This window comes from Streptococcus caballi DSM 19004 (genome assembly GCF_000379985.1).
GTDB lineage: Bacteria > Bacillota > Bacilli > Lactobacillales > Streptococcaceae > Streptococcus > Streptococcus caballi.
In genome coordinates this window covers 1-25,717 of sequence record NZ_KB904081.1, presented here as the reverse complement: position 1 = coordinate 25,717, position 25,717 = coordinate 1, and the positions used below count along the sequence as shown (strand labels likewise).

The window sequence follows — 25,717 nt, the reverse complement described above, 5'->3', positions numbered from 1 at the left end:
CAGCTTGTTCCTTTAGTTCCTTACTGTACTTCGTCCAGTGACGGCTTTCCTCTAGCCCTTCAACACCAGCTTCTTTGTATTTCCGAACCCAGTTTGATAGTGTTTCTTTAGAAATACCATGGTTCCTAGCTAACCAACTAAGTGATTTCCCTTCTTCCGAGTGAAGTAGAACAAGTTCTAGTTTTTCAGAGACAGACTTTGGACTTCTTTTGGACATAGTAAAACTCCCGTTATAGTTTCTAGTGAAAATTTTTGTTTTTTCACTGTCCACTATAAGGGGAGTATATCAAAATGACGGCGAATTTTTCTAGACATATCTGTTCTCCTCTTTTCTTTAGTGTAGAACACTTTATAAATTCTGTCTAGTTTAGTGTAACCTATTCATTTCCTTTGCTAGGCTCAAAGAGACAACCAAGAGGGATAAACATGAGTAGGTTCATTAGGGGAACAAAGCGACTGCCACTTCTCATATCGGTAATGAAAGATAAGGGGTTCAAAGAGTAACCCTGTACTCCGATATTTTTGAAAAAGAGAACATAAAGCAGCATCAAAGCGTATAAGAAGTAGGACAGGATGAGGGTTTTGTTGGTAATATGTCTAGTGTAGGCCATATGAAAGAGAATAAAAGTAAAGTAAGTCAGGAGGATAATCATAATGGTATTCAAGGCTGTAGCAAAGGTCACACCATAAGCTGAAATGTAGTGAGAATAGGTCACAAGGAAGCTATCATAAAACCATTTTGAAAGGATGAAGGAGAGGTCAATGAATAGGATATTGAGTAGGCTTTTTTTGCTTGATGCTGTCATGGTCTTAGTCCTCCTTATCGTGGTGTGGAGCAGTAAGCTGTCTTTCTGTTTTAGCGAAAATCGCAAGCAGACTTCCTGCAAAGCATAATCTAACTTCTCTTATGCCGTGTTTAGATTACTTCTTTTTTCGGTTCAAGTTGTCACTGTCAGCGAAGAGACTTCTTTTTGTGGTTTATTCAAAAAGATAGCTTGATTTTCTTTTGTTCTCCTAGTATAACTATAAAAACTTAAAATGGAATTAAAAAATCGTCACTACCTCAGTGACGATTTTTTAATGAAGTTTTATTTAAGGAAACGTTGCAGGAATTCCTTAGTGCGTTCATGGGTTGGGTGTTCGAAGATTTGTTCAGGTGTGCCTTCTTCAGCGATGACCCCTTGGTCCATGAAAACGACGCGGTTGGAAACATCTTTGGCAAAGTCCATTTCGTGGGTCACAATAATCATGGTCAAACCTGATTTGGCCAGGTCCTTCATGGCTTTGAGCACTTCGCCGACCATTTCTGGGTCAAGGGCTGAAGTTGGCTCGTCAAAGAGCATGGCTTCTGGATTGACAGAGAGGGCGCGAGCGATGGCCACACGTTGCTTTTGTCCCCCAGAGAGTTGCTTTGGCTTAGCTTTCCAGTATTGCTCAGTCATGCCAACCTTGTTGAGATTCTCTTTGGCAATGGCTTCAGCTTCGCTGCGTGAACGTTTGAGAACGGTTGTCTGTGCAACGATGGCATTTTCCAAAACATTGAGGTTTTCAAAGAGGTTGAAGGATTGGAAAACCATACCTAGCTTTTCACGGTATTCTGTCAGATTGTAACCTTTTTTAAGAACATTTTGACCATGGAAGAGAATTTCACCACCGCTTGGTTCTTCCAAGAGGTTGATGGAACGCAAGAGAGTTGATTTCCCAGAACCAGACGAACCGATGATGGAAATCACTTCTCCCTTGTTGACAGAAAGTGAGATGTCTTTGAGGACTTCATTTTGTCCGAAAGATTTCTTTAAATGTTTGATTTCAATAATTGCTTGTGTCATTATTTCACCGCCTTGGTTTGAATGTGGTTGGCGCCAGTTGTGTAATTATCAGCATCAAAGCGTTTTTCAACATAGCGCAGGATACGTGTTACTGTAAAGGTAAGAACGAAGTAAATGGCAGCGATAATAGTGAAAGTTTGGAAATATTGATAAGTTTGTGTCGCAACGGTATTCCCTGAGAAGTAAAGTTCGACAACGGAGATAACATTCAATACTGATGTGTCTTTGATGTTGATGACAAACTCGTTACCAGTAGCAGGAAGGATGTTACGGACGACCTGAGGTAGAACGATCTTGCGCATGGTTTGATTGTGAGTGAAACCAAGAGCGGTTGCGGCTTCAAATTGTCCCTTATCAACAGCGAAGATACCACCACGAACGATTTCGCTCATATAAGCGCCTGTATTGATAGAGACGATGAAGATAGCAGCGATAGTACGGTCGAGTGAGACACCAAAAGCCTGCGCTGTTCCGTAGTAGATAACCATAGCTTGTACAATCATAGGCGTACCACGGAAGATTTCAATGTAGATATTGAGAATCCAGCCGAAGATTTTTTGTAAAATAGCTAGCCCTTTGTTGGTAGCTTTTGGAGCTGTACGGTAAACACCGATGAGCAGTCCGATGAGCAGTCCAACAATGGTACCGACGATAGAAATTAAGAGGGTAACACCTGTTCCGCGTAGAAATTGGTTGCCATTTTTCTTGAGGATAGACCACATTTGTTGGAAGAAATTTTGTTTGTTTTCTTCCTTGGAACTAGTGTCAGCTGGTTGCTTCTTAATCATATCGTCCATGAGCCTGATACGGTCAGATTCTGAAATAGTAGCAAGGACATCGTTGACCTTGGCGAGAGTAGCTGAGTCATCTTTGCGCAGACCAACAGCGATAGCAGCATCTGATTCAGAGACGGTGAATCCCTTTTTGAGGGTGACCATCTTGAATTTCTTATTAGCTTGCTCAGCTGTCATGGCCTCGGGACGTTCAGAAATGTAAGCGTCAATGACACCAGATGCGAGGGCTTGACGCATTTGTGAGAAGTCGCCCATTGGTGTTTGAGCATTGGCTCCGACCAGCTGTGGTAAGAGATTGACATGCCAGACACCTTGTTGAGCGGTAACCTTGGCTCCCTTGAAATCCTTGATTGATTTGGCGTTAGCGTACTTGCCATCTTTGACAACCACTAAGACGGGCTCACTAGTGTAGTAACTATTAGAAAATGAGATTTCCTTTTTACGTTCTTCAGTTGGACTCATTCCAGCAGCAATCATGTCAATCTTGCCAGAAGTCAAGGCTGGAATCAGACCAGTCCATGAGGTTTTGACAACCAATAATTTCTTGCCCATTGATTTAGCCACTTGTTGAGCGATTTGTACATCGTAACCATTGGCGTATTGGTTAGTTCCCTCAATGGGAGCTGCGCCATTTGAATCATCATTTTGTGTCCAGTTAAAGGGGGCATAGGCAGCCTCCATCCCTACGCGCAGATAGTCATCTGCCTGTGCACTGCTCATTCCTCCAAAAGTCAGAAGAAGAGAAGCGAACATACTTAGCATAATCTTTTTCATGAAAGACTCCTATTCATTTTTATAATTACCATTTTACAGGAAATAGGGCAGTATTTCAATATGAATGCCTTTTATGTGCGATTTATGATAAAATACTAGCATAGGAGTGACAGCTTATGAAGAAATTTCTAATATTTTTACTGACAGTCGTCAGCTTGCTGGGAATTCCAGCTTTTGCTGCTGATGTGGACTACTCTATTCCTAATTACGATGGTCAATTGGTCATTCATGAGGATAATACGGCGGATTTCCGACAAACCATTACCTATCACTTTGATTCGTCCTACAATGGGCAAATTGTGACTTTGGGTGAGGCTGGAAAAGTGCCAAAGAATTTTACGATAAATAGCCAGCCGCAGATTCAAGCTTTTACCAATGGCAAAAAGCGGACGGTTTCTACCAGCGTGAGGGACCTGGGCGATGGCTATGAGTTGAAAATATACAATGGCGGCGTTGATGGTGACACGGTCAAGATTGTGGTGGATTGGAAAATTTCTAATATCCTTTTTGCCTACCAAGATGTGGCTGAATTGAATTGGATTCCCATCAGTGACTGGGATCAGACTTTGGAACATGTTCACTTTACGGTGAAAACAGATCGAGCAGCTAAAGATAGTCGGCTTTGGGCGCATCGCGGTTACCTTAGTCCAGCTGTCACCCTGAATAAGAATGGTCAAACTTATAGCTTGTCAGCAAAAAATGTAGGTTCTAAGCTGGAACTTCATGCTTACTGGGATGCTTCGATTTTGACTGGGCAGAATGCAATTGCTCAAAATCACAAGGCTACTATCCTTAATCTGGAGGCCAATATCGTCAAATATAATCGCTGGCAGCTGAACTTCTTCTACACTATTTTACCAGCTACTCTCATTGCGCTAGTACTTATTTCTTATCTACTTTTTTTGGCTTTCAAGAAAAATGTGGCACGTTATAGCCAATTCGACTTTGATAAACGTCTTTACGAAGTTCCTCAGGACTTGTCACCTCTAGTATTAGCTGATGCTGTTTATGGTGCTAATTTACTGGATTCAGATACTTCGGGCAATCCTATTAAGCAGAAACTGAGTTTTGAAAACTTGATGCAGGCTACCCTCTTAGATTTGATTGACCGAAAGATTATAAGGGTTGAGAAAGAAGGTCAGATCAGCAGCTTATCGCTAAATAGTCAAGACAAAGCTCTGCCATTTGAAAAAGAAGTTATTAAAATGGCCTTTGGCAGTCGGACTAGTTTACCAATTGACGATCTCTTTGCGGACTATCAATTTGATGAGGACACTATTGAGCAGTACAAGAAAACTTATCATGGACGCGACTTAGAAAGACGTCTCAATAAAATCGGATTGGACTTCAATCGGAAGTATAACCGAGCAGTTTCAAATATTACCCACGAGGTAAAAAATGAAGTGGAACAACTTAGTTTACCTCAACGGATGCGCAGATTAAGCAGGGCTGAAAAGGGAAGTTTGAATATGATTCAAATTTTGACGGGGCTCTCATTCCTCATCGCTTTGGTGGCAGGTTTTTATATGATTATCAAAGAGCAGTTTGCTCTGATGATTTACCTGCTTTTAGCTATTTTCTTCTTCCTCATTTTATTGTTCTACCACCGTCAGTTGAGTTTCTTTAGAAAATCGGGTGTCTATACGGCAGAGGGGCAAGCTTATTGTCAAGAATGGGTTAGCTTTACCAATATGATGCGTGACTTGCGAAAATTTGATCAAGTTGATCCAGATGCCTTGATCGTCTGGAACCGTATCTTGGTTTACGCAACCTTATTTGGCTATGCTAAGCGGGTCCAAGATTATCTGGAATTTAATGAGATTAAACTGGCAGACGATCTTAGCCTTGACACACTTAATCAGACAGCCTTTATCATTGGTACACGTAGCCATTATTTGACAACTGCCAGCAGCAGTGCCACAATGGCTTCTAACTTTTCAATTTCCTCAGGAGGGTCAGCAGGTGGTGGATTCTCTGGTGGAGGCGGCGGAGGGGGAGGCGGAGCATTTTAAAAAAGCTCCTAATCTGTTATAATAGTCCTTGTATAAATAAAAGGAGAACTTATGCTAATTATCGAACTACTAAAGGCCATCTTCCTTGGAATCGTTGAAGGGATTACAGAATGGCTGCCGGTTTCAAGTACTGGTCACCTAATTTTGGTTCAGGAATTTATGAAGCTCAATCAAAGTAAGGCTTTCGTTGACATGTTTAATATCGTCATCCAGTTGGGAGCGATTTTGGCGGTTATCGTTATCTACTTCAAGCGTCTCAACCCTTTTCAGCCTGGGAAAACAGCGCGTGAAATTCGTTTGACATGGCAACTTTGGCTGAAAGTCGTTATCGCTTGTATTCCGTCCATTCTTATTGCTGTTCCATTTGATGATTGGTTTGAGGCTCATTTCAATTTCATGGTGCCAATTGCTATCGCCTTGATTTTTTATGGGGTGGCCTTCATTTGGATTGAAAAGCGTAATGCGAATCTGCAACCGCAAGTGACAGACCTTGCTCGTATGTCTTACAAGACGGCTTTTCTTATCGGCTGTTTCCAAGTTTTGAGTATTGTGCCAGGAACTAGCCGTTCGGGAGCAACTATTCTGGGAGCCATTATCTTAGGGACTAGTCGTTCGGTGGCCGCAGATTTCACTTTTTTCCTAGCTATTCCAACCATGTTTGGTTACAGCGGTTTAAAGGCTGTTAAGTTCTTCTTGGATGGTAATGTCTTGAACTTCGGTCAAGTTTTGATTTTATTGGTTGCCAGCGTAACAGCCTTCTTAGTTAGTCTATATGCTATCCGATTCTTGACTGACTATGTTAAAAAGCACGATTTCACTGTTTTTGGAAAATACCGTATTGTGTTAGGGACAATCCTTATCCTCTACAGTTTAGTTAAATTCATCCTATAAACAATTGCAGAGTGCCATGCTCTGCTTTTTTTGTAACATAGCTATTATTTTGCCAATCAAATCTGTCCTGACACTTAAAATTGAAAAAATTAGACTTTTCTTGTATAATAAAATGACTACTCGTGCGAGGTAATAATTATGGAAATGAAACAAATTAGTGAGACAACGCTGAAAATAACCATTAGTATGGAGGATTTGGAAGAGCGCGGTATGGAGTTGAAAGATTTTCTTATTCCGCAAGAAAAAACAGAAGAATTTTTCTACGCTGTCATGGATGAACTTGATTTACCTGATAATTTTAAAGACAGTGGTATGCTGAGCTTCCGTGTAACACCTAGAAAAGACCGCATCGATGTCTTTGTTACCAAGTCCGACCTCAATAAGGACTTAGACTTTGATGATTTGGCAGACGAGTTTGGTGATATTTCAAATATGTCACCAGATGAGTTTTTCAAGACGCTGGAGCAGAGCATGCGTGCCAAGGGTGACACCAAGGCTCATGAAAAACTGGAAAAAATCGAAGAAATGATGGAATCCGTCGTTGACTCAGCAGTAGCAGAAGCAGTTGATGCCCATGATGCCCAGCCGGCCGAGGAAGTGACAGACTATGTTCACTATGTCCTTGATTTTCCAAGTTTGGAAGATGCCATTCGCTTCAGCAAAGCTATAGATTTTCCTATTGAAGCTTCTGAGCTTTACAAAGAAGGAGATGGATATCACATGACCGTATTGATTGAGACTGAAAATCGTCCCAGCTATTTTGCCAATCTCATGTATGCTCGCCTCCTAGAATACGCTGAAAAAGGTAGCAGGACCAGAGCTTATTTGCAAGAACACGGTGTTCAGCTTGTCATGGACAAGGCTGTTGAGCAGCTAAGAGGCATTGAGTTGGTGTAGTATGAGACAATTTACAATTGGCTATGTTATGGTTCTGATAGGAGCTTTCTTTATTTCACTATTGCTAACACCTTTGGTTCGCTTCATCGCCTTTCGTATCGGTGCAGTGGACAACCCTAATGCAAGACGTATCAATAAGGTTCCCATGCCGACAGCGGGCGGTTTGTCTATCCTAATTTCTTTTCTAATCAGCACGCTGCTGCTTTTGCCACAGGTGATTGGACCGAATATTTTAGGGCAAACTTATTTTGACTTCATATTTCCTATCGCAATCGGGGCCTGTATCATTGCCATCACGGGCTTGATTGATGATATCAAGGAGCTATCGCCCAAGATGAAGTTGATTGGCATCGTCCTTGCAGCTTTGGTTGTCTGGGCTTTCACGGATTTCCACTTTGACAGCTTCAAAATTCCCTTTGGTGGGCCACTTTTGCATTTTGATCCAATCGTTACCTTTATTCTGACCATTCTGTGGATAGTAGGCATTACCAATGCTGTCAATCTTATGGATGGGCTGGACGGACTAGTTAGCGGTGTCGCCATCATAAGTCTCATGACCATGGGCGTCGTCTCCCAGTTCTTTTTACCCCAGCCGAATGCTTTTCTAACTCTTACTATCTTCGTGCTTATCGCGGCCATTGTTGGATTCTTTCCTTATAATTACAATCCTGCTATCATCTACCTAGGAGATACAGGAGCCTTACTGATCGGCTTTCTGATTGCGGTTTTATCTTTACAGGGTTTGAAAAATGCTACCGCTGTTGCTGTTGTGACGCCTGTGATTATCTTGGGAGTACCCATTGTGGACACTTTCGTGGCTATTATCCGTCGCACCCTGTCTGGTAAGAAATTTTACGAACCAGATAAAATGCATTTGCATCACCGGCTCTTGGCCATGGGCTTCACCCATCGCGGAGCTGTCTTGGTTGTTTACGGTATCGCTCTCCTGTTCTCCCTGACTTCTATTTTGCTTAATTTATCTAGTCGTCTTGGCGGTCTGCTCTTGATGGTTGGTTTGCTATTTGGCATTGAAATCATGATTGAAGGTATTGAGATTTGGGGAACTGGTCGTACACCGCTTTTCCATATCTTGAAATTCATCGGAAACAGCGATTATCGCCAAGCTACCCTACTCAAATGGAAAGAACATCATAAAAAATGATAAACACAAAAAAGCCAATAAGGCTTTTTTGTTATCTAAAATGAATTTAATCTGTCATCTATGAAAATTGGCCATTAGTTTTTTTAATTCGAGCCATCATTTGTGAAAGTTACCCACTTAAAAAGTGATTTATAGTATGGATCTTTCTAGGAAGTGGGGGCTTGTTACCTAAAAAGCTAAAACAAAAAAGGATGGCGGGCTAGAGATAAAAGATATCAGGGGTCATTTGCCTTTGCTTGTTTCACTGGGAAGGACGCGGGAAAAGAAGTTTGGCTATCAAGCATTTGCCTGTTAAAGTGGGGTGAATTTTGTTATAATGTTCCTAAATTAATTATAACCTCTAGGGAAGTTCTCTAGGTGAGATAGATAGGAGTATACAATGTCTGTACTTGAGATCAAAAATCTTCATGTTTCCATTGAAGATAAGCAAATTTTAAAAGGTGTCAATTTGACCCTCAAAACTGGTGAAATTGCGGCTATCATGGGACCAAATGGGACTGGTAAATCAACCTTGTCAGCCGCTATCATGGGCAACCCAAACTATGAGGTCACAGAAGGAGAAATCCTTTTTGATGGTCAAAACATTCTGGACTTGGAAGTAGATGAACGTGCTCGTTTGGGACTTTTTCTGGCTATGCAATACCCATCAGAAATCCCAGGAATTACTAATGCTGAATTTATCCGTGCAGCCATGAATGCTGGTAAGGAAGATGAGGACAAAATTTCTGTTCGCGACTTCATTATGAAGTTGGATGAAAAGATGGAATTGCTAGGTATGAAAGAAGAAATGGCTGAGCGTTATCTCAATGAAGGTTTCTCAGGTGGTGAGAAGAAGCGTAACGAAATTTTGCAATTGCTCATGCTTGAGCCTAAGTTTGCCCTCCTTGACGAAATCGACTCAGGACTGGATATCGATGCTCTTAAAGTCGTCTCAAAAGGTGTTAATGCTATGCGTGGAGACAACTTTGGTGCCATGATTATCACCCACTATCAACGTCTGCTCAACTACATCACTCCAGATGTGGTACACATTATGATGGATGGTCGTGTGGTTATGACAGGTGGACCAGAATTAGCAGCCCGTCTTGAAAAAGAAGGTTACGCTAAATTGGCTGAAGAACTTGGTCTTGAATATAACGAAGAAGTCTAATTTGTAACTTCTGCAAAGAAAGAAAAGGAGTAACAAATGACAAAAGAAGCTATTTTAAATTTTTCAAGTGAAAAGGAAGAGCCCGCTTGGCTGAGGGAACGCCGTGCAGCAGCCTTTGATGCTATTACTGAGCTGGAGTTGCCAAAAATCGAGCGTGTTAAATTCCACCGCTGGAACTTTGGTGACGGCAGTATTTCAGAAAGTGATTATTCTGCTAATGTGCCTGATTTTATGGCGATTGGCGATAATCCTAAGTTGGTTCAAGTTGGCACTCAAACTGTTTTTGAACAATTACCTGCTGACCTATCTGAGCAAGGTGTAGTCTTCACGGATTTTCATTCAGCCTTGGAGGAAATTCCTCAAGCTGTTAAAGCCTATTTTGGCACTGCTTTGTCTTATGATGAAGATAAACTAGCAGCCTATCATACAGCTTATTTCAATAGCGGAGCGGTTCTCTATGTTCCTGATAATGTTGAGATTAATCAAGCGATTGAAGGAATTTTCTATCAGGATAGCACAAGCGATGTTCCCTTCAATAAGCACATTTTAATTGTGGCTGGTCGCAATGCTAAAGTTACTTATTTGGAACGTTTTGAAACTATCGGTCAAGGAGATGTCAAGACAACAGCAAACATCAGCGTAGAAGTGATTGCGCTTGATGGCAGTCAGGTCAAATTTTCTGCGATTGACCGTCTGGGTGAGAATGTCACAACTTACATCAGTCGCCGTGGTCGCCATGGTAGGGACGCCAGTATTGACTGGGCACTGGGTGTCATGAATGAAGGCAATGTCATTGCTGACTTTGACTCAGATCTTCTTGGTGACGGTAGTCAGGCTAACTTGAAAGTTGTTGCAGCATCATCTGGCCGACAAGTGCAAGGTATTGACACTCGCGTAACCAATTATGGCTGCAATTCTGTCGGTCAGATTCTCCAACACGGTGTTATTTTAGAACGTGGGACCTTGACTTTCAACGGTATTGGGCACATTATCAAGGGAGCTAAGGGGGCAGATGCTCAACAAGAAAGTCGTGTTCTAATGCTGTCTGATCAAGCGCGTTCGGATGCCAATCCAATTCTGCTCATTGATGAAAATGATGTTACAGCAGGTCACGCAGCTTCTATTGGTCAGGTTGACCCAGAAGATATGTACTATCTCATGAGCCGTGGTTTGGACGAAGAAACAGCAGAACGCCTTGTTGTTCGTGGTTTCCTAGGAACTGTCATCACTGAAATTCCAATCAAGGAAGTTCGCGATGAAATGATTACCGTTCTCGATCAGAAATTGGACAAACGCTAATATGATATATTTAGATAGTAAACATATTCGTCAAGACTTTCCCATCCTTGACCAGCTGGTTAACGATGAACCCTTGGTTTATCTGGATAATGCTGCCACGACACAAAAGCCAAAACAAGTCTTGACAAAAATAAAAGAATATTATGAAGTAGACAATGCCAACGTTCACCGCGGGGTGCATACACTGGCAGAGCGCGCGACGGCAGCCTATGAAGCATCACGTGAGAAAGCGCGTGCTTTCCTCAATGCCAAATCAACTAAAGAAGTCCTCTTTACCCGCGGAACTACAACAGGGCTCAACTGGATCGGTCGCTTCGCGGAAGAGATTCTCCAGCCAGATGATGAAGTTTTGATTTCCATTATGGAACACCATTCTAATGTTATTCCTTGGCAGGAAGCCTGTCGTAAGACGGGTGCCAAGTTGGTCTATGCTTACCTTAAGGATGGTCAGCTGGATATAGATGACCTACGTAGCAAATTGTCGTCAAGGACTAAGTTTGTCAGCCTAGCACAGGTTTCTAACGTCCTTGGTTGCATCAATCCTGTAAAAAAAATAGCAGAGCTGGCTCACGAGGTTGGTGCCTACATGGTAGTTGATGGTGCTCAGTCGGCTCCTCACATGCCTATCGATGTGCAGGATTTGGACTGTGATTTCTTCACCCTGTCAGGGCACAAGATGCTGGGTCCGACTGGGGTTGGTATCCTCTATGGTAAAGAAGAGGTGCTTAATCGCATGAGCCCAGTTGAATTTGGTGGTGAAATGATTGACTTCGTTTATGAACAAGAAGCCACTTGGAAGGAACTGCCTTGGAAGTTTGAAGCAGGGACACCAAATATCGCAGGTGCCATCGCATTTGGAGCTGCCTTGGATTATCTGACAGAACTCGGTATGGATAATGTTCATGCTCATGAACAAGAATTGGTGGCTTATGTCTTGCCGAAACTGCAAGCTATTCCTGGCTTGACAGTCTATGGGCCGCAAGATCCAGCTGACCATGCTGGGGTCATTGCCTTTAATTTGGAAGGATTGCATCCGCATGATGTGGCAACAGCTCTAGATTATGAGGGGGTGGCTGTGCGAGCTGGCCATCACTGCGCGCAACCGTTAATCAACCATTTAGGCATTCATTCGGCGGCGCGCGCCAGTTTTTACATTTACAACACTCAAGAAGACTGCGACAAATTAGTCGAAGCCATTATTAAAACAAAGGAATTTTTCAATGGCACTCTCTAGATTAGATAGCCTATATATGGCAGTGGTCGGGGACCACTCTAAAAATCCTCATCATCATGGTTTTATCGATGGCGTTGAGCAAATCAATCTTAATAACCCTACTTGTGGTGATGTCATCAGCCTATCTGTCAAGTTTGACGGTGATGTCATTTCTGATATTGCCTTCGCAGGTGATGGTTGCACCATTTCTACGGCCTCATCAAGTATGATGACAGATGCGGTTCTTGGCAAAACCAAGACGCAAGCTCTTGAGCTAGCAGATATTTTCTCTAAAATGGTTCAAGGTGAGAAAGACCAGCGTCAAAAAGAATTAGGAGACGCTGAATTTTTAGCAGGTGTTTCTAAATTCCCGCAACGCATCAAATGTTCTACCTTGGCTTGGAATGCTCTAAAAAAAGCTATTGAGAGATCTGAGGAAAAGTAAGATATTGAAAAGAGCAGTTGACTAGCCAGCCTAGTCTGTAACTGAGTTTCTATAATTTAGAAAGGAAAACTATGCCTGAAATAAATGAAAAAGTAGAGCCAAAACCAATTGACTTAGGAGACTATCAATTTGGTTTTCACGATGATGTTCAACCGATTGCCAGTACTGGGAAGGGTCCAACTGAATCCGCTGTCCGTGAAATGTCTCGCATCAAAGGAGAGCCTGAATGGATGTTAGAGTTTCGCCTGAAATCTCTTGAGACTTTTAACAAAATGCCTATGCAAGAGTGGGGGCCAGATTTATCAGACATTGATTTTGATGAGATTATTTACTACCAAAAACCAACAGATAAACCAGCCCGCTCTTGGGATGAGGTACCTGATAAAATCAAGGATACTTTTGAAAAAATTGGGATTCCAGAGGCAGAGCGTGCTTATCTTGCTGGAGCTTCAGCTCAATATGAATCTGAAGTAGTCTATCACAACATGAAGGATGAATACGATAAACTAGGTATTATCTTTACTGATACCGATTCGGCCCTCAAGGAATACCCGGAGCTTTTCAAAAAATATTTTGCTAAGCTGGTACCTCCAACAGACAATAAATTGGCAGCCCTCAACTCAGCCTTCTGGTCAGGTGGAACCTTTATCTATGTGCCAAAAGGTGTGCAAGTTGATATTCCTCTGCAAACTTATTTCCGTATTAATAATGAAGGCACAGGTCAGTTTGAACGTACGCTTATCATTGTTGACGAGGGAGCAAGTGTACACTATGTCGAAGGGTGTACGGCACCAACCTATTCAACAGCCAGCCTTCACGCTGCCATCGTTGAAATCTTTGCGCTTGATGGCGCCTACATGCGATATTCAACCATCCAAAACTGGTCTGATAATGTCTATAATTTGGTAACCAAGCGTGCTAAAGCGACAAAAAATGCGACAGTAGAGTGGATTGATGGTAACCTGGGTGCCAAAACGACCATGAAATACCCATCTGTTTACCTTGATGGTGAGGGGGCGCGTGGGACTATGCTATCTATTGCCTTTGCCAATACTGGACAACACCAAGATACAGGTGCTAAGATGATTCACAATGCGCCTCATACAAGTTCGTCTATTGTCTCAAAATCCATTGCCAAGGGCGGCGGTAAAGTGGACTACCGTGGTCAGGTGACTTTCAATAAAAATTCTAAGAAGTCAGTCAGTCATATTGAGTGTGATACTATCATCATGGATGACTTATCAGCTTCTGATACCATTCCTTTCAATGAAATTCACAATTCTCAAGTGGCTCTGGAGCATGAAGCAAAGGTTTCCAAAATTTCGGAAGAGCAGCTCTACTACCTCATGAGCCGTGGCTTATCAGAATCAGAGGCTACAGAAATGATTGTCATGGGCTTTGTCGAACCATTTACTAAAGAATTACCAATGGAGTACGCTGTCGAGCTTAACCGTCTAATTTCTTATGAAATGGAAGGTTCAGTAGGATAGTCTGCTAGTACTTTTTGAAGATGAAAAGAGTTTGGGACAAAAGTAGTTCCAAACTCTTTTATACTTGTTTTAGGTACTTATAGCGCAGTGGTTGAGTGGGCTCTTATGCGCTGATAAATCAGCTTTTACAGCCCTACTCAACTGTGCGGAGGTGGGACAACGAAATTGAATTTCTTCGAAATTACCGATTTCTGTCCCACTCTCTTTTGCATGATCAGAGTTTCTCATTGATGTATTTGACAAAATGATTCCACCAAACTTTCAAGAAAAATGATTTTTGAACGCTTTCTTTGGAAACAAGATCAGTAGACGGAGCTTTTCCAGTGTAGCCAGAACCAATCAAATTATCATCTTTAAAAGAAATTTGTCCAACTTTCTGCCCCTTTTTAATAGGAGCAACAGGCGCTGACTGGTCTAAACTCGTTTTAATATTTAAATTTTTCTGGTCATTTTTCTGACGAATCACATAAAAGTCAGAAGCTGCAACTGCGGGAGCGGATGCTTTTTTTCCATCTTCAATTGTAAAGGAAGACTTGGCATAAGTTTGTCCCTTTGACACGATTTTGACTTTCTTAAAATTAGTTAACACATAGTCAAGGAGTTGATTTGTTACCTCGAATCGTGCATAGTCATCAACATCAGCGTTATCAGCGTCAAGGACCACAGTAATAATGCGCATGTTATTTTCAATGGAAGTTCCAACAAAGGAGGCACCAGCTAGCTCTGTTGTCCCTGTTTTCAGCCCATCAACCCCCTCGCGGTAGTAGCCTTGTCCTTTGAGCATATAGTTGTAGGTGTGAATTTCAGAACCATCAAATGTGTAGGTGTTTTTTTTAGTAATGTCTAAAATTTCAGGATAATCAGCAATCAAGTGCTGGGCAATTTTGGCAACATCTAAGGCAGACATTTGATTTTCATCATCTGATTTGGAGTTGGGGTAAATATGGTCGCCAAGCATACTATTATTAAGTCCCGTAGCATTAACTAATTTAGCATCTGTGATGCCCCAAGTTTTCAATTGCTGAACCATTTTGTCAACAAATTGGCTTTCAGTTCCTGCAATATGCTCGGCTAAGGCGATGGTTGCACTATTAGCACTAGCAATCATGCTGGCATTAACTAATTCTTTAACGGTGTACTTTCTTTTCTCCAAAGGAACATTACTGGCCATAGAGTTTTGTGTTAAATCATAAGCGTAATCAGAAATTGGAATTTCGGTGTCCCAAGAAAGTCTTCCTTCATGGATTTCTTTGTAAACAAGGTAAATACTAAGAATTTTACTAATTGAGGCAATTTCGTCAGGCGTGGAGGCATCTTTGTCGTAAAGAACCTTACCAGTTGTTGCCTCAATAGCAATAGCATGCTTGGCAGCAGCCTGAAATTCGTCAGCAGAGACTGATGTTGCCAGACAGAATGACAGTAAAAAAAATAAAAAATAAGAAAACTTTTTCATAGCCTTTATTATAGCATAAATTAGAAGAGAGATAATTGAATTGACATAGACTTTTCGTGAGGATGAATTTTCTAAATTAAAAAATGTAAAGAGACAATAAATTTTAAAGATTCTGATTAATCATTTTCAAGTCTTGCGAAATCGTTTGAAATGAGATAAAATATTAGCTGTAAAGTTTTAACTTTCAAGTTATTGAAAGCAATAAAAAGGAGTCGTTTTATGACAAAAGAAAATTTCTTGAAACGCACAAGTCTAGGAGTTCTTGCTCTTACCTCTGTAGCAGTGCTTGCAGCTTGTGGTAATAGCCAAAGCTCATCTTCAAATAAAGAAATAAACTGGGCTATCCCAACTGAAATCAATACGTTGGATGTGTCAAAAAATACTGATACTTATTCAAGTATCGCGCTTGGTAACACTGGTTCAAATCTTCTCCGTGTGGATGAAGATGGTAAACTTCAACCAGATTTAGCTACAAAAGTTGATGTCTCTAAAGATGGTTTAACTTATACAGCTACACTTCGTAAAGGTATCAAATGGTCAGATGGCAGTGCTATCAAGGCTGAAGATTTTGTTTATTCATGGCAACGAATCCTGGATCCTAAGACAGCATCTGAATATGCCTTCCTTGGTTTAGCATCAAATGTTGAAAATGCTGAAGAAATCAACTCAGGTAAAATCACTGACTTGAACCAACTTGGTGTAAAAGCAGAAGGAAATAAAGTTATCTTTAAATTAACAAAACCTTCTCCACAAATGGAATATTTCCTTTCATTTAACAGTTTCTTGCCACAAAAGAAATCTTTTGTTGAAAAAGCAGGTAAAAAATACGGGACAAATGTTGACAATCAAATCTACTCAGGTCCATATGTTTTGAAAGGTTGGAACGGTACTAACAATAAATTCACTTTTGTGAAAAATAAAAACTACTGGGATGCTAAAAATGTTAAAACTGACAAAGTTAACATCCAAGTTGTTAAGAAACCAGAGACAGCTGTTCAAATGTACAAGAGTGGTAAGTTAGATGCTGCAAACATTTCTAATACACCAGCTATGTACAAGGCTAACAAAAACAGCAAAGATTTGGTTGACGTACTAGAAGCAACATCAGTGTACTTCCAATACAACCAAACTGGTAAAGTTAAAGCCTTGTCAAACACTAAGATTCGTCAAGCACTTAACTTAGCTACAAACCGCGAAGCATTCGTGAAAACAGTTGTTCCAACTGGTTCACGTGCTGCAACAGGTTTAGCACCATACGGACTTGCTAAAGTAAACGGTAAAGACCTTTCAACAATGGTTGCACCTGGCTATAAATATGATGCTGCTGAAGCAAAACGTCTCTTCCAAGAAGGTTTGAAAGAAATCGGCGAAACATCAGTTAAATTGACCATCACTTCTGATGCAGATTCACCAACAGCTAAATCATCTCTTGACTACATCAAAGGTGCTTGGGAAAAAACTCTTCCAGGTTTGACTATCGAAGAAAAATTTGTACCATTTAAACAACGTCTTCAAGACCAAACAAATGCTAACTTTGATATCGTTCTTTCACTTTGGGGTGGCGATTATCCAGAAGGATCAACATTCTACGGACTCTTTGTGACAGGTAATTCACAAAACAATGGTAAGTTCTCAAATGCTACTTACGATGCTCAATACCAAGAAGCTATCACAACAAACGCTTTGAATCCAGAAAAAGCAGCTGAAAATTACAAAGCAGCTGAAAAAGCATTGTATGATGAAGCAAACATTAACCCACTTTACTTCCGTAGTACGAAATCACTTCAAAATCCTAAATTGGTTGGTATTGTTCGCAACACAACTGGTTTGAGTGTTGACTTTACGCACGCTTATAAGAAATAATAAGCCCTAAAAACACATTTCACATGGCAAGAATTGGCTTAAGCCAGTTCTTGTTTTTGCTCACAAGATAAATTTTTACCTTTCGAGCAAAAACAAAGAAAAGGAACTCATATGTTAAAATATATTCTTAAAAGACTTGGAATTTTGCTTATAACTTTGTTTTTTGTTGTAACAATTTCATTCTTCCTTATGCAAGTCATGCCAGGAACACCATATAACAACCCTAAGTTGACCCCTGAGCAGATTGCCACATTAAATGCCCAATACGGACTTGACAAGCCAGTCTGGCAGCAATACCTTAAATATCTGGGGGATGTTTTCACTGGTAATTTGGGTATCAGTTTCCAATATGTTAACCAATCAGTCACAACCCTGATTGTACAACGTCTTGGTGTCTCAGCCCAACTTGGTGTACAAGCTTTGATTTTGGGTGTTACCCTTGGTTTGATTGCTGGTGCTATTTCAGCTCAACATAGAAATGACAAGATTGATGCCTTCTTGAGTATTTTCTCAACCCTTGGTTTCACGGTACCATCATTCGTACTTGGGGTTTTCATCCTTAATACTTTTGGTTATCGTTTGCAATGGTTTGATGTTTCTGGATGGGGTACTTTCAAGCAGGCAGTGCTACCAACTATTGCTCTGTCATTCAGTCCCTTCGCCATCACAACACGTTTTGTTAGATCACAAATGATTGAAACCTTGAACTCTGACTATATCCAACTAGCTAAGGCTAAAGGTTTGACAGATCGCCAAGTCATCACAAGGCACGCTTACCGTAACTCAATGATTCCAGTTCTGACCTTGATTGGTCCGATGACAGCTAATCTTCTTACAGGTTCTGTTTTGATTGAGCGTATGTTCTCAATTCCAGGGATTGGCGAACAATTTGTGAACTCTATTCCTTCAAAAGATTTCCCTGTTATCATGGGAACTACCATTGTCTATTCAGTGATGCTGATGGTTATGATCCTAATCACTGACATTCTGACAAGTATTATAGATCCACGCGTCCGATTACAGTAAGGAGAAGAAAATGGCGGATTTAAAAGAAAAATTTGTTTTGGTTGGAGCGGTCAGCTCTGAGCAAAGCGAAAAAATTGGAAAGCCAGCTCTTTCTTTCTTGGAGGATGCTTGGTTACGTTTAAAGAAAAATAAATTAGCAGTTATTTCGATGTGGTTTGTTATCTTTCTAGTGGGCTTCTCATTGATTTCAAATGCTTTTGTGTCATCAAAGGATGCTAACAGCTTCAACCCTGATAAAGTGTCAACTTATGGTAACCTTCCACCTAATAGTGGTCTTGGCATTCCTGGTTGGAACGGTGTCTTCAAAATTCCAGGTGCCACAGAAAGTTCAAACGTCTATGAAGATCAAAATGTACCGAAAGGTAAGCATTTTATCCTTGGTACAGACAATTTGGGACGTAGCATGGCTAAACGTTTGACAGTTGGTATTAGAATTTCACTTCTCGTTGCAGTAGCCGCAACCTTGATTGACCTCTTTATTGGTGTTGTTTACGGGTTAATCTCTGGTTATGTCGGGGGTCGAGTCGATACCTTCATGCAGCGTTTCATCGAAGTCATCTCATCAATCCCTAACTTAATCATTGTTACCATGTTGGGACTTTTGCTTGGAAATGGGATGTTTTCAATTATCTTGTCAATCGGTCTAACAGGTTGGACAAGTATGGCGCGTCAAGTGCGCAACATGACCCTGTCTTACAAAGAACGTGAATTTGTTCTGGCTGCTAAGACCTTAGGTGAGAGCGCACCGAAGATTGCCTTCAAACATATTTTGCCAAATATTTCTGGGGTTATCATCGTTCAAATCATGCTGACCATCCCATCTGCAATCATGTATGAATCTGTTCTATCGGCCATTAACTTGGGTGTTAAACCACCTACGGCTTCACTTGGTTCTTTGATTGCTGACTCCCTTGAAAACTTACAATACTACCCATATCAAATCATTTTACCTTCCCTTGCCCTTGTTTTTATCTCTCTAGCATTTATTTTATTAGGTGATGGGTTACGAGATGCATTTGATCCAAAATCAAGTCGTGATTAGGTAGGAGAAAAGAAAATGAGTAATGAAATTGTTTTGCAGGTGAAAGATCTCTTTGTAGATTTTCACACTTATGCAGGAAAAATTAAAGCCATTCGAGATGTCAACTTCGAATTGAAAAAAGGTGAAACCTTAGCCATCGTTGGAGAATCAGGTTCAGGAAAATCAGTGACCACCAAAACCTTGATGGGGTTGTCAGCTAAAAATGCGGAGATTACTGGAGAAATTCTCTTCAAAGGACAAGACCTCAACAAGCTCAAAGAAGAAGAGTGGGTCAATGTTCGCGGTAAAGAAATTTCCATGATTTTCCAAGATCCAATGACAAGCTTGGATCCAACCATGCAAATTGGTCTGCAAATCGCTGAGCCAATCATGAAACACCATAAAATAGGTAAAAAAGAAGCACTGGAAAAAGCTCTTGACCTGATGAAAAAAGTTGGTATTCCAAATGCTGAAGAACATATTCATGATTATCCGCATCAATGGTCTGGAGGAATGCGTCAGCGTGGGGTCATCGCTATAGCCTTGGCAGCTGATCCAGAAATTTTGATTGCTGATGAGCCAACAACTGCCCTTGACGTGACCATTCAAGCCCAAATTCTTCATTTGATGAAGGAGTTGCAAGAATCGATGAATTCTTCAATCATTTTCATCACCCATGATTTGGGAGTTGTGGCGGGTATGGCTGACCGTGTTGCAGTGATGTATGCAGGAAAAATCATTGAGTATGGTACGGTTGATGAGATTTTCTATAATCCTCAACACCCATACACATGGGGTCTGCTTAATTCAATGCCTACCACAGATACAGCAGCAGGCAGTTTGCAATCTATTCCAGGAACACCTCCTGATCTGCTTTACCCACCAAAAGGTGATGCTTTTGCGCCACGTAATGAGTTTGCTCTAGCTATTGACCTTGAGGAAGAACCACCATTCTTCAAAGTGTCAGATACTCACTATGCTGCAACATGGCTTTTAGATGAACGTGCCCCTAAAGTTACTCCTCCTGAGCCAATCCTGAAACGCTGGGCTAAATGGGAGAAAAGAAAGGAAGTAAAGTCTAATGGCTGATGAGCGTAAAAAATTAGTAGAAGTAAAAAATGTTTCATTGACCTTCAACAAAGGCAAATCCAATGAGGTTCGTGCAATTGACGACGTTAGCTTTGACATTTATGAGGGTGAAGTCTTCGGTCTAGTCGGGGAATCTGGCTCAGGGAAGACAACCATTGGTCGTGCTATTCTAAAGCTTTATGATATTGACTCAGGTGAAATTGATTTTAATGGAGAAACCATCTCAAATATTAAAGGAAAGAAACTTTTCAATTTCAGAAAAAATGCTCAAATGATTTTCCAAGATCCACAAGCTAGTCTTAATGAACGGATGAAAATCAGAGATATTGTGGCTGAAGGATTGGATATCCATAAGCTTGTCAAAACCGATGAAGAACGTGATCAACGCGTACAAGAATTGCTGAACTTGGTTGGTCTGAATAAAGACCATATTACACGCTATCCACATGAGTTTTCAGGTGGTCAACGTCAACGTATCGGGATTGCCCGTGCCTTAGCTGTGGAACCTCACTTTATTGTGGCGGATGAACCTATTTCAGCTTTGGATGTTTCTATCCAAGCCCAAGTGGTGAACTTGATGCAAGAACTCCAAGCTGACCGAGGACTGACCTATCTCTTTATTGCCCACGATTTGTCAATGGTCAAATACATTTCAGATCGTATTGGCGTTATGCACTGGGGGAAACTCCTTGAAGTAGGACCGGCTGATGAGGTTTACCACCATCCCATTCATCCTTATACTAAGAGCCTGCTTTCTGCTATTCCAGAACCAGATCCAGAAATTGAACGCAAGCGAGTTCATAAAGTTTATGACCCATCTGCTGAACAAGACGGACAAGCTAGAGAAATGAGTGAAATCAGACCAGGTCACTTTGTTTTATCAACAGCTGAAGAAGCAGAAGCTTACAAAAAAGAACTTGGTATTTAATAAAAGAAGAGTCTTAATCTTAAGATTAGGCTCTTTTTGTTATGGGGAAAATGCCTTATCTAAGTCTGTTTGATGAACAGCTTTCCCTTACGGTGATTAATTGGGCATAGTCTAGCTAATATTGTGGGTGATTGCAGAGGATAGGTTAAGCCTTTCTGACCTTATGAGACTTCTTAAAATTTTTCTGAGGAATGTACTCGCCCCGTCGCTATTGTAAGTCTTTTAAAACCTAAAAACTCAAAAAATATGATATAGTGAGATGAAATAAAATCAGTACACTTTAGTATAATATTTTTATGGCATATTCACTAGATTTTCGTAAAAAAGTTCTCGCATACTGTGACAAACCTGATAGTATTTCCGAAGCACCTGCTGTTTTCTAAATTTCGCGCAACACCATTTATCAATGGCTAAAACTAAAAGAGAAAACAGGCGATCTTCAGCACCAAGTTAAAGGAACCAAGCCAAGAAAAGTTGATAGTGATAAATAAAAGAACTATCTTGAAACGCATCCAATAGCTATTCATTAGGTTCTAAAAACTAAGGGATATACTCGAAAAAAGAGCTGTAGCTCCAACGAACAAGATCCTGAAAAAGTAGACCTGTTCCTTAAAAATTTAATAACTTAAGGCACTGAGCTCCTGTTTATAGTGATGAGAAAGGGTTTGAGACCATCTATCAAGGCCGTCTCAATGAGATGAAAGTTATCAAAAACTGGAGCAAGCCGCAACCAGAAAACAGCACTTACTCCCCAAACAGACGACAAATAGACATAAGCGAAAGAGAGTTCTTCACTCTCTTTTTTGCTATAATAGTATCAAAAAAACAAACAGGAGCACCCCATGACCATCTCAGGCATCATCGCAGAATTTAATCCTTTTCACAATGGCCATAAGTATTTGTTGGAGCAGGCGCAGGGGCTGAAAATTGTGGCGATGTCTGGTAATTTTGTGCAGCGCGGCGAGCCTGCTATTATTGATAAGTGGACGCGGGCGCAGATGGCCTTAGCACATGGTGCCGACCTTGTGGTTGAGCTGCCTTTTCTGGTGTCGGTGCAGTCGGCCGATTATTTTGCTAGCGGAGCAGTAGACATTTTAGATAAGCTTGGCATTGATACCCTGGTCTTTGGCACTGAGGAGCAGCTGGATTATCAGCGGCTTGCTAAGGTTTATGAGGAAAAAGCAGAGCAGATGACTGCATTTCTCTCTACGCTGCCAGAGGAGCTCAGCTATCCCCAGAAAACCCAGAAAATGTGGGAAACTTTTGCGGGGATTGATTTCTCAGGCAATACTCCTAATCATATCTTGGGGTTGGCCTACGCCAAGGCTTGCGCGGGAAAGGATATAAGTTTACAACCTATCCAGCGTCAGGGAGCAGGTTATCATTCGGCTGAAAAAGAGGTGGCTTATGCTTCGGCGACCAGTCTGCGTCTCCACAGACAGGACAGGACATTTGTGGATAAGTTTATGCCTGAAGGAGACTTGTTCAATACTTCTCCACAGGTGTCTTGGGATAACTATTTTACCTTGCTTCGCTACCAGATCTTGACCAATTCAGACTTGACGCAGATCTTCCAAGTTAATGAAGAACTAGCCCAGCGTATCCGCTCTGCTATTAGGAGCGTAGCGACTGTGGAGGAGTTAGTGGATAAAGTTGCCACGAAACGCTATACAAAGGCTCGAATTCGTCGTGTTTTGGCTTATATTTTGGTGGGAGCTGTGGAAAAGCCACTACCAGAAGCGATTCATGTCTTGGGATTTACGCCAGAAGGTCAAGCTCACCTAAAAACGGTGAAAAAATCTGTGGATATCGTGGCGCGAATCGGTGCAAAACCATGGGATGTGGTGACGCAACAAGCCGATCAAGTCTACCAACTGGGTAAGCCAGAAATCGCCGATCAGACCTGGGGGCGCGTGCCGGTGAGGGGGGGAGTGAAGTAGCTATGAAAGAATTATTTATAAATCTACAAAAAAGTAGTGGCTATAATAACATAAAGATATGGTGCAGATCACAAATTATAAATTTCAAAAAATACTGGTATCTAATATTCGGAGTAGATATTATTTTATTATTAGTATTATTGGGTATAAACGTGTCTTATGGAGAAAGATTTGATATAGCTAGTTTGTTAAAAAATGGAGATATGAAGCCTCAGTATATTGTCAGCCTAGTATTTTTCCTTATATCTGCTCTTTTAAAGACAATCTCCATTCATATTTATACAGAGAAGACAGTTAGAATAAAAATAAGGTTGATCAATGTATTATGGAGGTGGTTTTACTATTTTCTTTCTTTTTTTATGCTTTATCTTTTATATTTGAATTATAATAAATTTCGGATATTATCATATCTCCTGCTTAATAGTCTTATTTATATTTTGGATGAAAAACTTATTACCAAAAAGGTTTATGTCCATATTTTTACAGACTTTTTAACTATATTTGTAAGCACGTTAATTATCTTATTTTTTCCAAGTAATAGTTTAGATGGCTTATCAGAAATATTTAAAAATTTTTTCGGATTATTGTTGTCTGTTCTGCTCTTCTTGTTAAGATATATACTTATTGCGATATTGTCTAATGGGCTCAGAAAGTTCACTATAAAGGGGATATGGCTTATTGATAAAGAATGCTACGTTTTTTCGGAAGTTTACTCAACTATTTTATTTCTTATCTCAATTATCTCCTTCTTTGATTTTATAAAAAGTGACGGAGTGATATGGGGGATTGCTCTGTCTATCTTTGTCTATTCTCTATTTTTATATTTTAGAATATGGCTATATGATAAGTACGGACTGAATGCGACTGATGTTAAAGAATTTCTAGTTTTGGGCATTGTAATGTGCTTTTACATATTTTTTGTTAACGCAGTGAAAATGAATATAGTTGTTTGGATTATCCCGCTGATGTTCAATATAATAACAACGAATCTTGAAAAGCTATCTTCGAATAGATGGGAAAAGTATAGACTAAAAATAAGTAAAAAGTTTGAAAAATTTCTTACAAGAATAAATCTTTGGTTATGTTTGACACTGTTTGTTAACTATCTATTTAGTGAGAATAAGACCGCAGTTTTGAGGTATTCATGGTTTAAGACATTTGCAAGTTTATTTTTTCAGCATAAAAGTAAAGAAGGACTAGCTTTTCAGATAGGTACGCCCATCTTTTCAGTTCTTGTCGGGTTACTTATATTTAATATAGTATCTAGTCTATTGCTAGAGCCAATCATAAAAAATAGAAGATTAGTTCAGAGACAAGAAAGAAGTTCTTATTTAAGATACCGTAGTGTTCGTCGATTAAAGAAATAATCAGATAAATTATTGTGAAACACTTGATAGGCAGGAGAGTCACTAAACAATATTTGTTACGATTTCCACAAGGAAATTCTTAGCACTCATCATAATTAACCTAGGTTTGCAATAAATAGATTTGAAGCAGTAAAACTTGTCTCATTTGTTGACAAGTTTTTTTACTCTCACTATACTATAAAAACTATGACAGGTTCTATGATAGCACTTGTATATTTGACTATATATCTTTTGATTAGCTTGGACGTGGTATATGCTCAACACCACTACATTGTTTATATCCATATCATTATTGTCTCTGATATGGCAGAGTTGGCAGCCACAATTAATAATTCAACCAAGGAGAAAAATGTTTGATAAGATTTAAGTAACTATCAGCAACACGATTGATAGCAGTATGTCTTTCTATCTGTTAGTCACTCAGAATATTTTTGACAGTCCAATCATTGTCCAAACTTGTTATGGGATGATAACTATTTGTACCTTAATAGCGAACATTATTTTGTTTATGAGGACAAAGAAAAATATAAAAACAATCAATTATTGTTGCAACAAATATTTTTATCCCACTATTTATTGAATTAGGAGCTGTTTGTATTTATCGATTTATTTGGGCACCAGAAAGTTATAAGTGTTATATAGATCTGATGGGGACGTCATTCTTTGTTGTTTATTGTGCTATTGATTAGAGGCCTAAGTTATATCAAAGGTGTTAATAAAAATAAGTAGAGAATTACTGTCGCACAAATATAGGAAAGTTAAGCATTTCCTCCACACAAAATCTCATCATTCTCCCTTTTTTTCTGTCCCCACTTGTCAAGTCAAGTGCAACAAGTTCATTGATAATTAGAGCTCCAGAGGTTAAGCTGTTTGGGCTAGCCCAAACAAAATATTTGCGGTTTTATACTTGTGAAGTCGTCTAGGTCTGTCATTGATAGCAGAGACGTAGTGATTGAGTTCTTCTGTCGTTAGTGAGTTAAGAGAGACACCTTTTGGGAGAAACTCTCTCAAGAGACCATTGAAATTTTCATTTGTTCCTCTTTCATGAGAAGCACAAGGATGGGCAAAATAGAC

23 protein-coding genes and 1 pseudogene are annotated in these 25,717 nt (G+C 40.2%); 18 read left to right on the top strand and 6 right to left on the bottom strand.

Translation table 11 applies throughout. The features are described 5' to 3' along the window. The 4 genes from A3GS_RS11590 to A3GS_RS0106225 form a co-directional block, all read right to left on the bottom strand. On the bottom strand, window positions 1-217 hold a 217-nt coding region (locus A3GS_RS11590), incomplete at its 3' end, for a helix-turn-helix domain-containing protein (protein WP_018364570.1). Between the two features lie 160 nt (window positions 218-377). Further along, on the bottom strand, window positions 378-806 hold the full coding sequence (locus A3GS_RS11585) for a hypothetical protein (RefSeq protein ID WP_018364569.1): 429 nt from the start codon (window positions 804-806) through the stop codon (window positions 378-380). Between the two features lie 282 nt (window positions 807-1,088). Then, window positions 1,089-1,829 (bottom strand): amino acid ABC transporter ATP-binding protein, encoded by a 741-nt coding sequence (locus A3GS_RS0106230; RefSeq protein WP_018364568.1) that lies wholly within the window; start codon window positions 1,827-1,829, stop codon window positions 1,089-1,091. Further along, entirely contained in the window at window positions 1,829-3,397 is a 1,569-nt protein-coding gene (locus tag A3GS_RS0106225) for an ABC transporter substrate-binding protein/permease (protein ID WP_018364567.1), read from the bottom strand. The genes A3GS_RS0106230 and A3GS_RS0106225 overlap by 1 nt, the downstream gene beginning before the upstream one ends. Before the next feature lie 116 nt (window positions 3,398-3,513). On the opposite strand from A3GS_RS0106225, the gene A3GS_RS0106220 reads away from it, so the two are divergent. The 9 genes from A3GS_RS0106220 to sufB all read left to right on the top strand — a co-directional run bounded on the left by A3GS_RS0106220 (window position 3,514) and on the right by sufB (window position 13,956). Beyond that, window positions 3,514-5,409 (top strand): DUF2207 domain-containing protein, encoded by a 1,896-nt coding sequence (locus A3GS_RS0106220; protein ID WP_018364566.1) that lies wholly within the window; start codon window positions 3,514-3,516, stop codon window positions 5,407-5,409. A 51-nt stretch (window positions 5,410-5,460) separates the two neighbouring features. Further along, on the top strand, window positions 5,461-6,300 hold the full coding sequence (locus A3GS_RS0106215; RefSeq protein ID WP_018364565.1) for an undecaprenyl-diphosphate phosphatase: 840 nt from the start codon (window positions 5,461-5,463) through the stop codon (window positions 6,298-6,300). A 138-nt stretch (window positions 6,301-6,438) separates the two neighbouring features. Beyond that, window positions 6,439-7,197 (top strand): adaptor protein MecA, encoded by a 759-nt coding sequence (gene mecA, locus A3GS_RS0106210; RefSeq protein ID WP_018364564.1) that lies wholly within the window; start codon window positions 6,439-6,441, stop codon window positions 7,195-7,197. A gap of 1 nt (window position 7,198) precedes the next feature. Continuing rightward, entirely contained in the window at window positions 7,199-8,359 is a 1,161-nt protein-coding gene (locus tag A3GS_RS0106205; protein WP_018364563.1) for a glycosyltransferase family 4 protein, read from the top strand. 379 nt (window positions 8,360-8,738) lie between these two features. Continuing rightward, a complete protein-coding gene (gene sufC, locus A3GS_RS0106200; protein WP_018364562.1) occupies window positions 8,739-9,509 on the top strand; it encodes a Fe-S cluster assembly ATPase SufC in 771 nt (256 codons plus the stop codon). 36 nt (window positions 9,510-9,545) lie between these two features. After that, window positions 9,546-10,808, top strand: coding sequence for a Fe-S cluster assembly protein SufD (sufD, locus tag A3GS_RS0106195; protein WP_018364561.1), 1,263 nt, complete (start codon window positions 9,546-9,548; stop codon window positions 10,806-10,808). A 1-nt stretch (window position 10,809) separates the two neighbouring features. Then, on the top strand, window positions 10,810-12,042 hold the full coding sequence (locus A3GS_RS0106190; protein ID WP_018364560.1) for a cysteine desulfurase: 1,233 nt from the start codon (window positions 10,810-10,812) through the stop codon (window positions 12,040-12,042). After that, entirely contained in the window at window positions 12,029-12,466 is a 438-nt protein-coding gene (gene sufU / locus A3GS_RS0106185) for a Fe-S cluster assembly sulfur transfer protein SufU (RefSeq protein WP_018364559.1), read from the top strand. The genes A3GS_RS0106190 and sufU overlap by 14 nt, the downstream gene beginning before the upstream one ends. A gap of 71 nt (window positions 12,467-12,537) precedes the next feature. Continuing rightward, window positions 12,538-13,956, top strand: coding sequence for a Fe-S cluster assembly protein SufB (sufB, locus tag A3GS_RS0106180; RefSeq protein WP_018364558.1), 1,419 nt, complete (start codon window positions 12,538-12,540; stop codon window positions 13,954-13,956). Between the two features lie 214 nt (window positions 13,957-14,170). On the opposite strand, the gene pbp3 is transcribed toward sufB, so the two are convergent. After that, window positions 14,171-15,409, bottom strand: a complete 1,239-nt coding sequence (gene pbp3 / locus A3GS_RS0106175) for a D-alanyl-D-alanine carboxypeptidase PBP3 (RefSeq protein ID WP_018364557.1) — start codon at window positions 15,407-15,409, stop codon at window positions 14,171-14,173. Between the two features lie 219 nt (window positions 15,410-15,628). Between pbp3 and A3GS_RS0106170 the strand changes: the two genes are divergently transcribed. The 9 genes and pseudogenes from A3GS_RS0106170 (at window position 15,629) to A3GS_RS12710 (ending at window position 25,000) form a co-directional block, all read left to right on the top strand. Then, complete coding sequence (locus tag A3GS_RS0106170) at window positions 15,629-17,272, top strand: peptide ABC transporter substrate-binding protein (RefSeq protein WP_018364556.1); 1,644 nt, start codon at window positions 15,629-15,631, stop codon at window positions 17,270-17,272. Between the two features lie 111 nt (window positions 17,273-17,383). Further along, window positions 17,384-18,298 carry an ABC transporter permease gene (locus A3GS_RS0106165; RefSeq protein WP_018364555.1) on the top strand — a complete coding sequence of 305 codons (915 nt, stop codon included), beginning with the start codon at window positions 17,384-17,386 and terminating at the stop codon, window positions 18,296-18,298. 10 nt (window positions 18,299-18,308) lie between these two features. Beyond that, window positions 18,309-19,340 (top strand): ABC transporter permease, encoded by a 1,032-nt coding sequence (locus A3GS_RS0106160; RefSeq protein WP_018364554.1) that lies wholly within the window; start codon window positions 18,309-18,311, stop codon window positions 19,338-19,340. 15 nt (window positions 19,341-19,355) lie between these two features. Beyond that, complete coding sequence (locus A3GS_RS0106155; RefSeq protein WP_018364553.1) at window positions 19,356-20,408, top strand: ABC transporter ATP-binding protein; 1,053 nt, start codon at window positions 19,356-19,358, stop codon at window positions 20,406-20,408. Beyond that, window positions 20,401-21,336 carry an ABC transporter ATP-binding protein gene (locus A3GS_RS0106150; RefSeq protein ID WP_018364552.1) on the top strand — a complete coding sequence of 312 codons (936 nt, stop codon included), beginning with the start codon at window positions 20,401-20,403 and terminating at the stop codon, window positions 21,334-21,336. Before A3GS_RS0106155 ends, A3GS_RS0106150 begins: the two co-directional genes overlap by 8 nt. A 296-nt stretch (window positions 21,337-21,632) precedes the next feature. Then, window positions 21,633-22,048 (top strand): annotated as a pseudogene (locus A3GS_RS12330) (IS630 transposase-related protein); the annotation flags it as partial. A gap of 130 nt (window positions 22,049-22,178) precedes the next feature. Continuing rightward, complete coding sequence (locus A3GS_RS0106145) at window positions 22,179-23,276, top strand: nucleotidyltransferase (protein WP_018364551.1); 1,098 nt, start codon at window positions 22,179-22,181, stop codon at window positions 23,274-23,276. 2 nt (window positions 23,277-23,278) lie between these two features. Next, window positions 23,279-24,643 (top strand): hypothetical protein, encoded by a 1,365-nt coding sequence (locus tag A3GS_RS0106140; protein ID WP_018364550.1) that lies wholly within the window; start codon window positions 23,279-23,281, stop codon window positions 24,641-24,643. A 198-nt stretch (window positions 24,644-24,841) separates the two neighbouring features. Then, a complete protein-coding gene (locus A3GS_RS12710) occupies window positions 24,842-25,000 on the top strand; it encodes a hypothetical protein (protein ID WP_018364549.1) in 159 nt (52 codons plus the stop codon). 504 nt (window positions 25,001-25,504) lie between these two features. Here the strand turns inward: A3GS_RS12710 and A3GS_RS0106135 are convergent. Beyond that, on the bottom strand, window positions 25,505-25,717 hold a 213-nt coding region (locus A3GS_RS0106135), incomplete at its 5' end, for a hypothetical protein (RefSeq protein WP_018364548.1).

Bases quoted from the DNA above. Each gene is read 5' to 3' on its own strand.
- A3GS_RS12710 (WP_018364549.1), top strand. From the start codon at position 24,842: ATGATAGCACTTGTATATTTGACTATATATCTTTTGATTAGCTTGGAC.
- A3GS_RS0106190 (WP_018364560.1), top strand. From the start codon at position 10,810: ATGATATATTTAGATAGTAAACATATTCGTCAAGACTTTCCCATCCTT.
- sufB (WP_018364558.1), top strand. From the start codon at position 12,538: ATGCCTGAAATAAATGAAAAAGTAGAGCCAAAACCAATTGACTTAGGA.
- A3GS_RS0106220 (WP_018364566.1), top strand. From the start codon at position 3,514: ATGAAGAAATTTCTAATATTTTTACTGACAGTCGTCAGCTTGCTGGGA.
- A3GS_RS0106165 (WP_018364555.1), top strand. From the start codon at position 17,384: ATGTTAAAATATATTCTTAAAAGACTTGGAATTTTGCTTATAACTTTG.
- sufD (WP_018364561.1), top strand. From the start codon at position 9,546: ATGACAAAAGAAGCTATTTTAAATTTTTCAAGTGAAAAGGAAGAGCCC.
- A3GS_RS0106215 (WP_018364565.1), top strand. From the start codon at position 5,461: ATGCTAATTATCGAACTACTAAAGGCCATCTTCCTTGGAATCGTTGAA.
- pbp3 (WP_018364557.1), bottom strand. From the start codon at position 15,409: ATGAAAAAGTTTTCTTATTTTTTATTTTTTTTACTGTCATTCTGTCTG.
- sufC (WP_018364562.1), top strand. From the start codon at position 8,739: ATGTCTGTACTTGAGATCAAAAATCTTCATGTTTCCATTGAAGATAAG.
- A3GS_RS0106145 (WP_018364551.1), top strand. From the start codon at position 22,179: ATGACCATCTCAGGCATCATCGCAGAATTTAATCCTTTTCACAATGGC.
- A3GS_RS0106150 (WP_018364552.1), top strand. From the start codon at position 20,401: ATGGCTGATGAGCGTAAAAAATTAGTAGAAGTAAAAAATGTTTCATTG.
- A3GS_RS0106160 (WP_018364554.1), top strand. From the start codon at position 18,309: ATGGCGGATTTAAAAGAAAAATTTGTTTTGGTTGGAGCGGTCAGCTCT.
- sufU (WP_018364559.1), top strand. From the start codon at position 12,029: ATGGCACTCTCTAGATTAGATAGCCTATATATGGCAGTGGTCGGGGAC.
- A3GS_RS0106155 (WP_018364553.1), top strand. From the start codon at position 19,356: ATGAGTAATGAAATTGTTTTGCAGGTGAAAGATCTCTTTGTAGATTTT.
- A3GS_RS11585 (WP_018364569.1), bottom strand. From the start codon at position 806: ATGACAGCATCAAGCAAAAAAAGCCTACTCAATATCCTATTCATTGAC.
- A3GS_RS0106205 (WP_018364563.1), top strand. From the start codon at position 7,199: ATGAGACAATTTACAATTGGCTATGTTATGGTTCTGATAGGAGCTTTC.
- A3GS_RS0106140 (WP_018364550.1), top strand. From the start codon at position 23,279: ATGAAAGAATTATTTATAAATCTACAAAAAAGTAGTGGCTATAATAAC.
- A3GS_RS0106230 (WP_018364568.1), bottom strand. From the start codon at position 1,829: ATGACACAAGCAATTATTGAAATCAAACATTTAAAGAAATCTTTCGGA.
- A3GS_RS0106225 (WP_018364567.1), bottom strand. From the start codon at position 3,397: ATGAAAAAGATTATGCTAAGTATGTTCGCTTCTCTTCTTCTGACTTTT.
- mecA (WP_018364564.1), top strand. From the start codon at position 6,439: ATGGAAATGAAACAAATTAGTGAGACAACGCTGAAAATAACCATTAGT.
- A3GS_RS0106170 (WP_018364556.1), top strand. From the start codon at position 15,629: ATGACAAAAGAAAATTTCTTGAAACGCACAAGTCTAGGAGTTCTTGCT.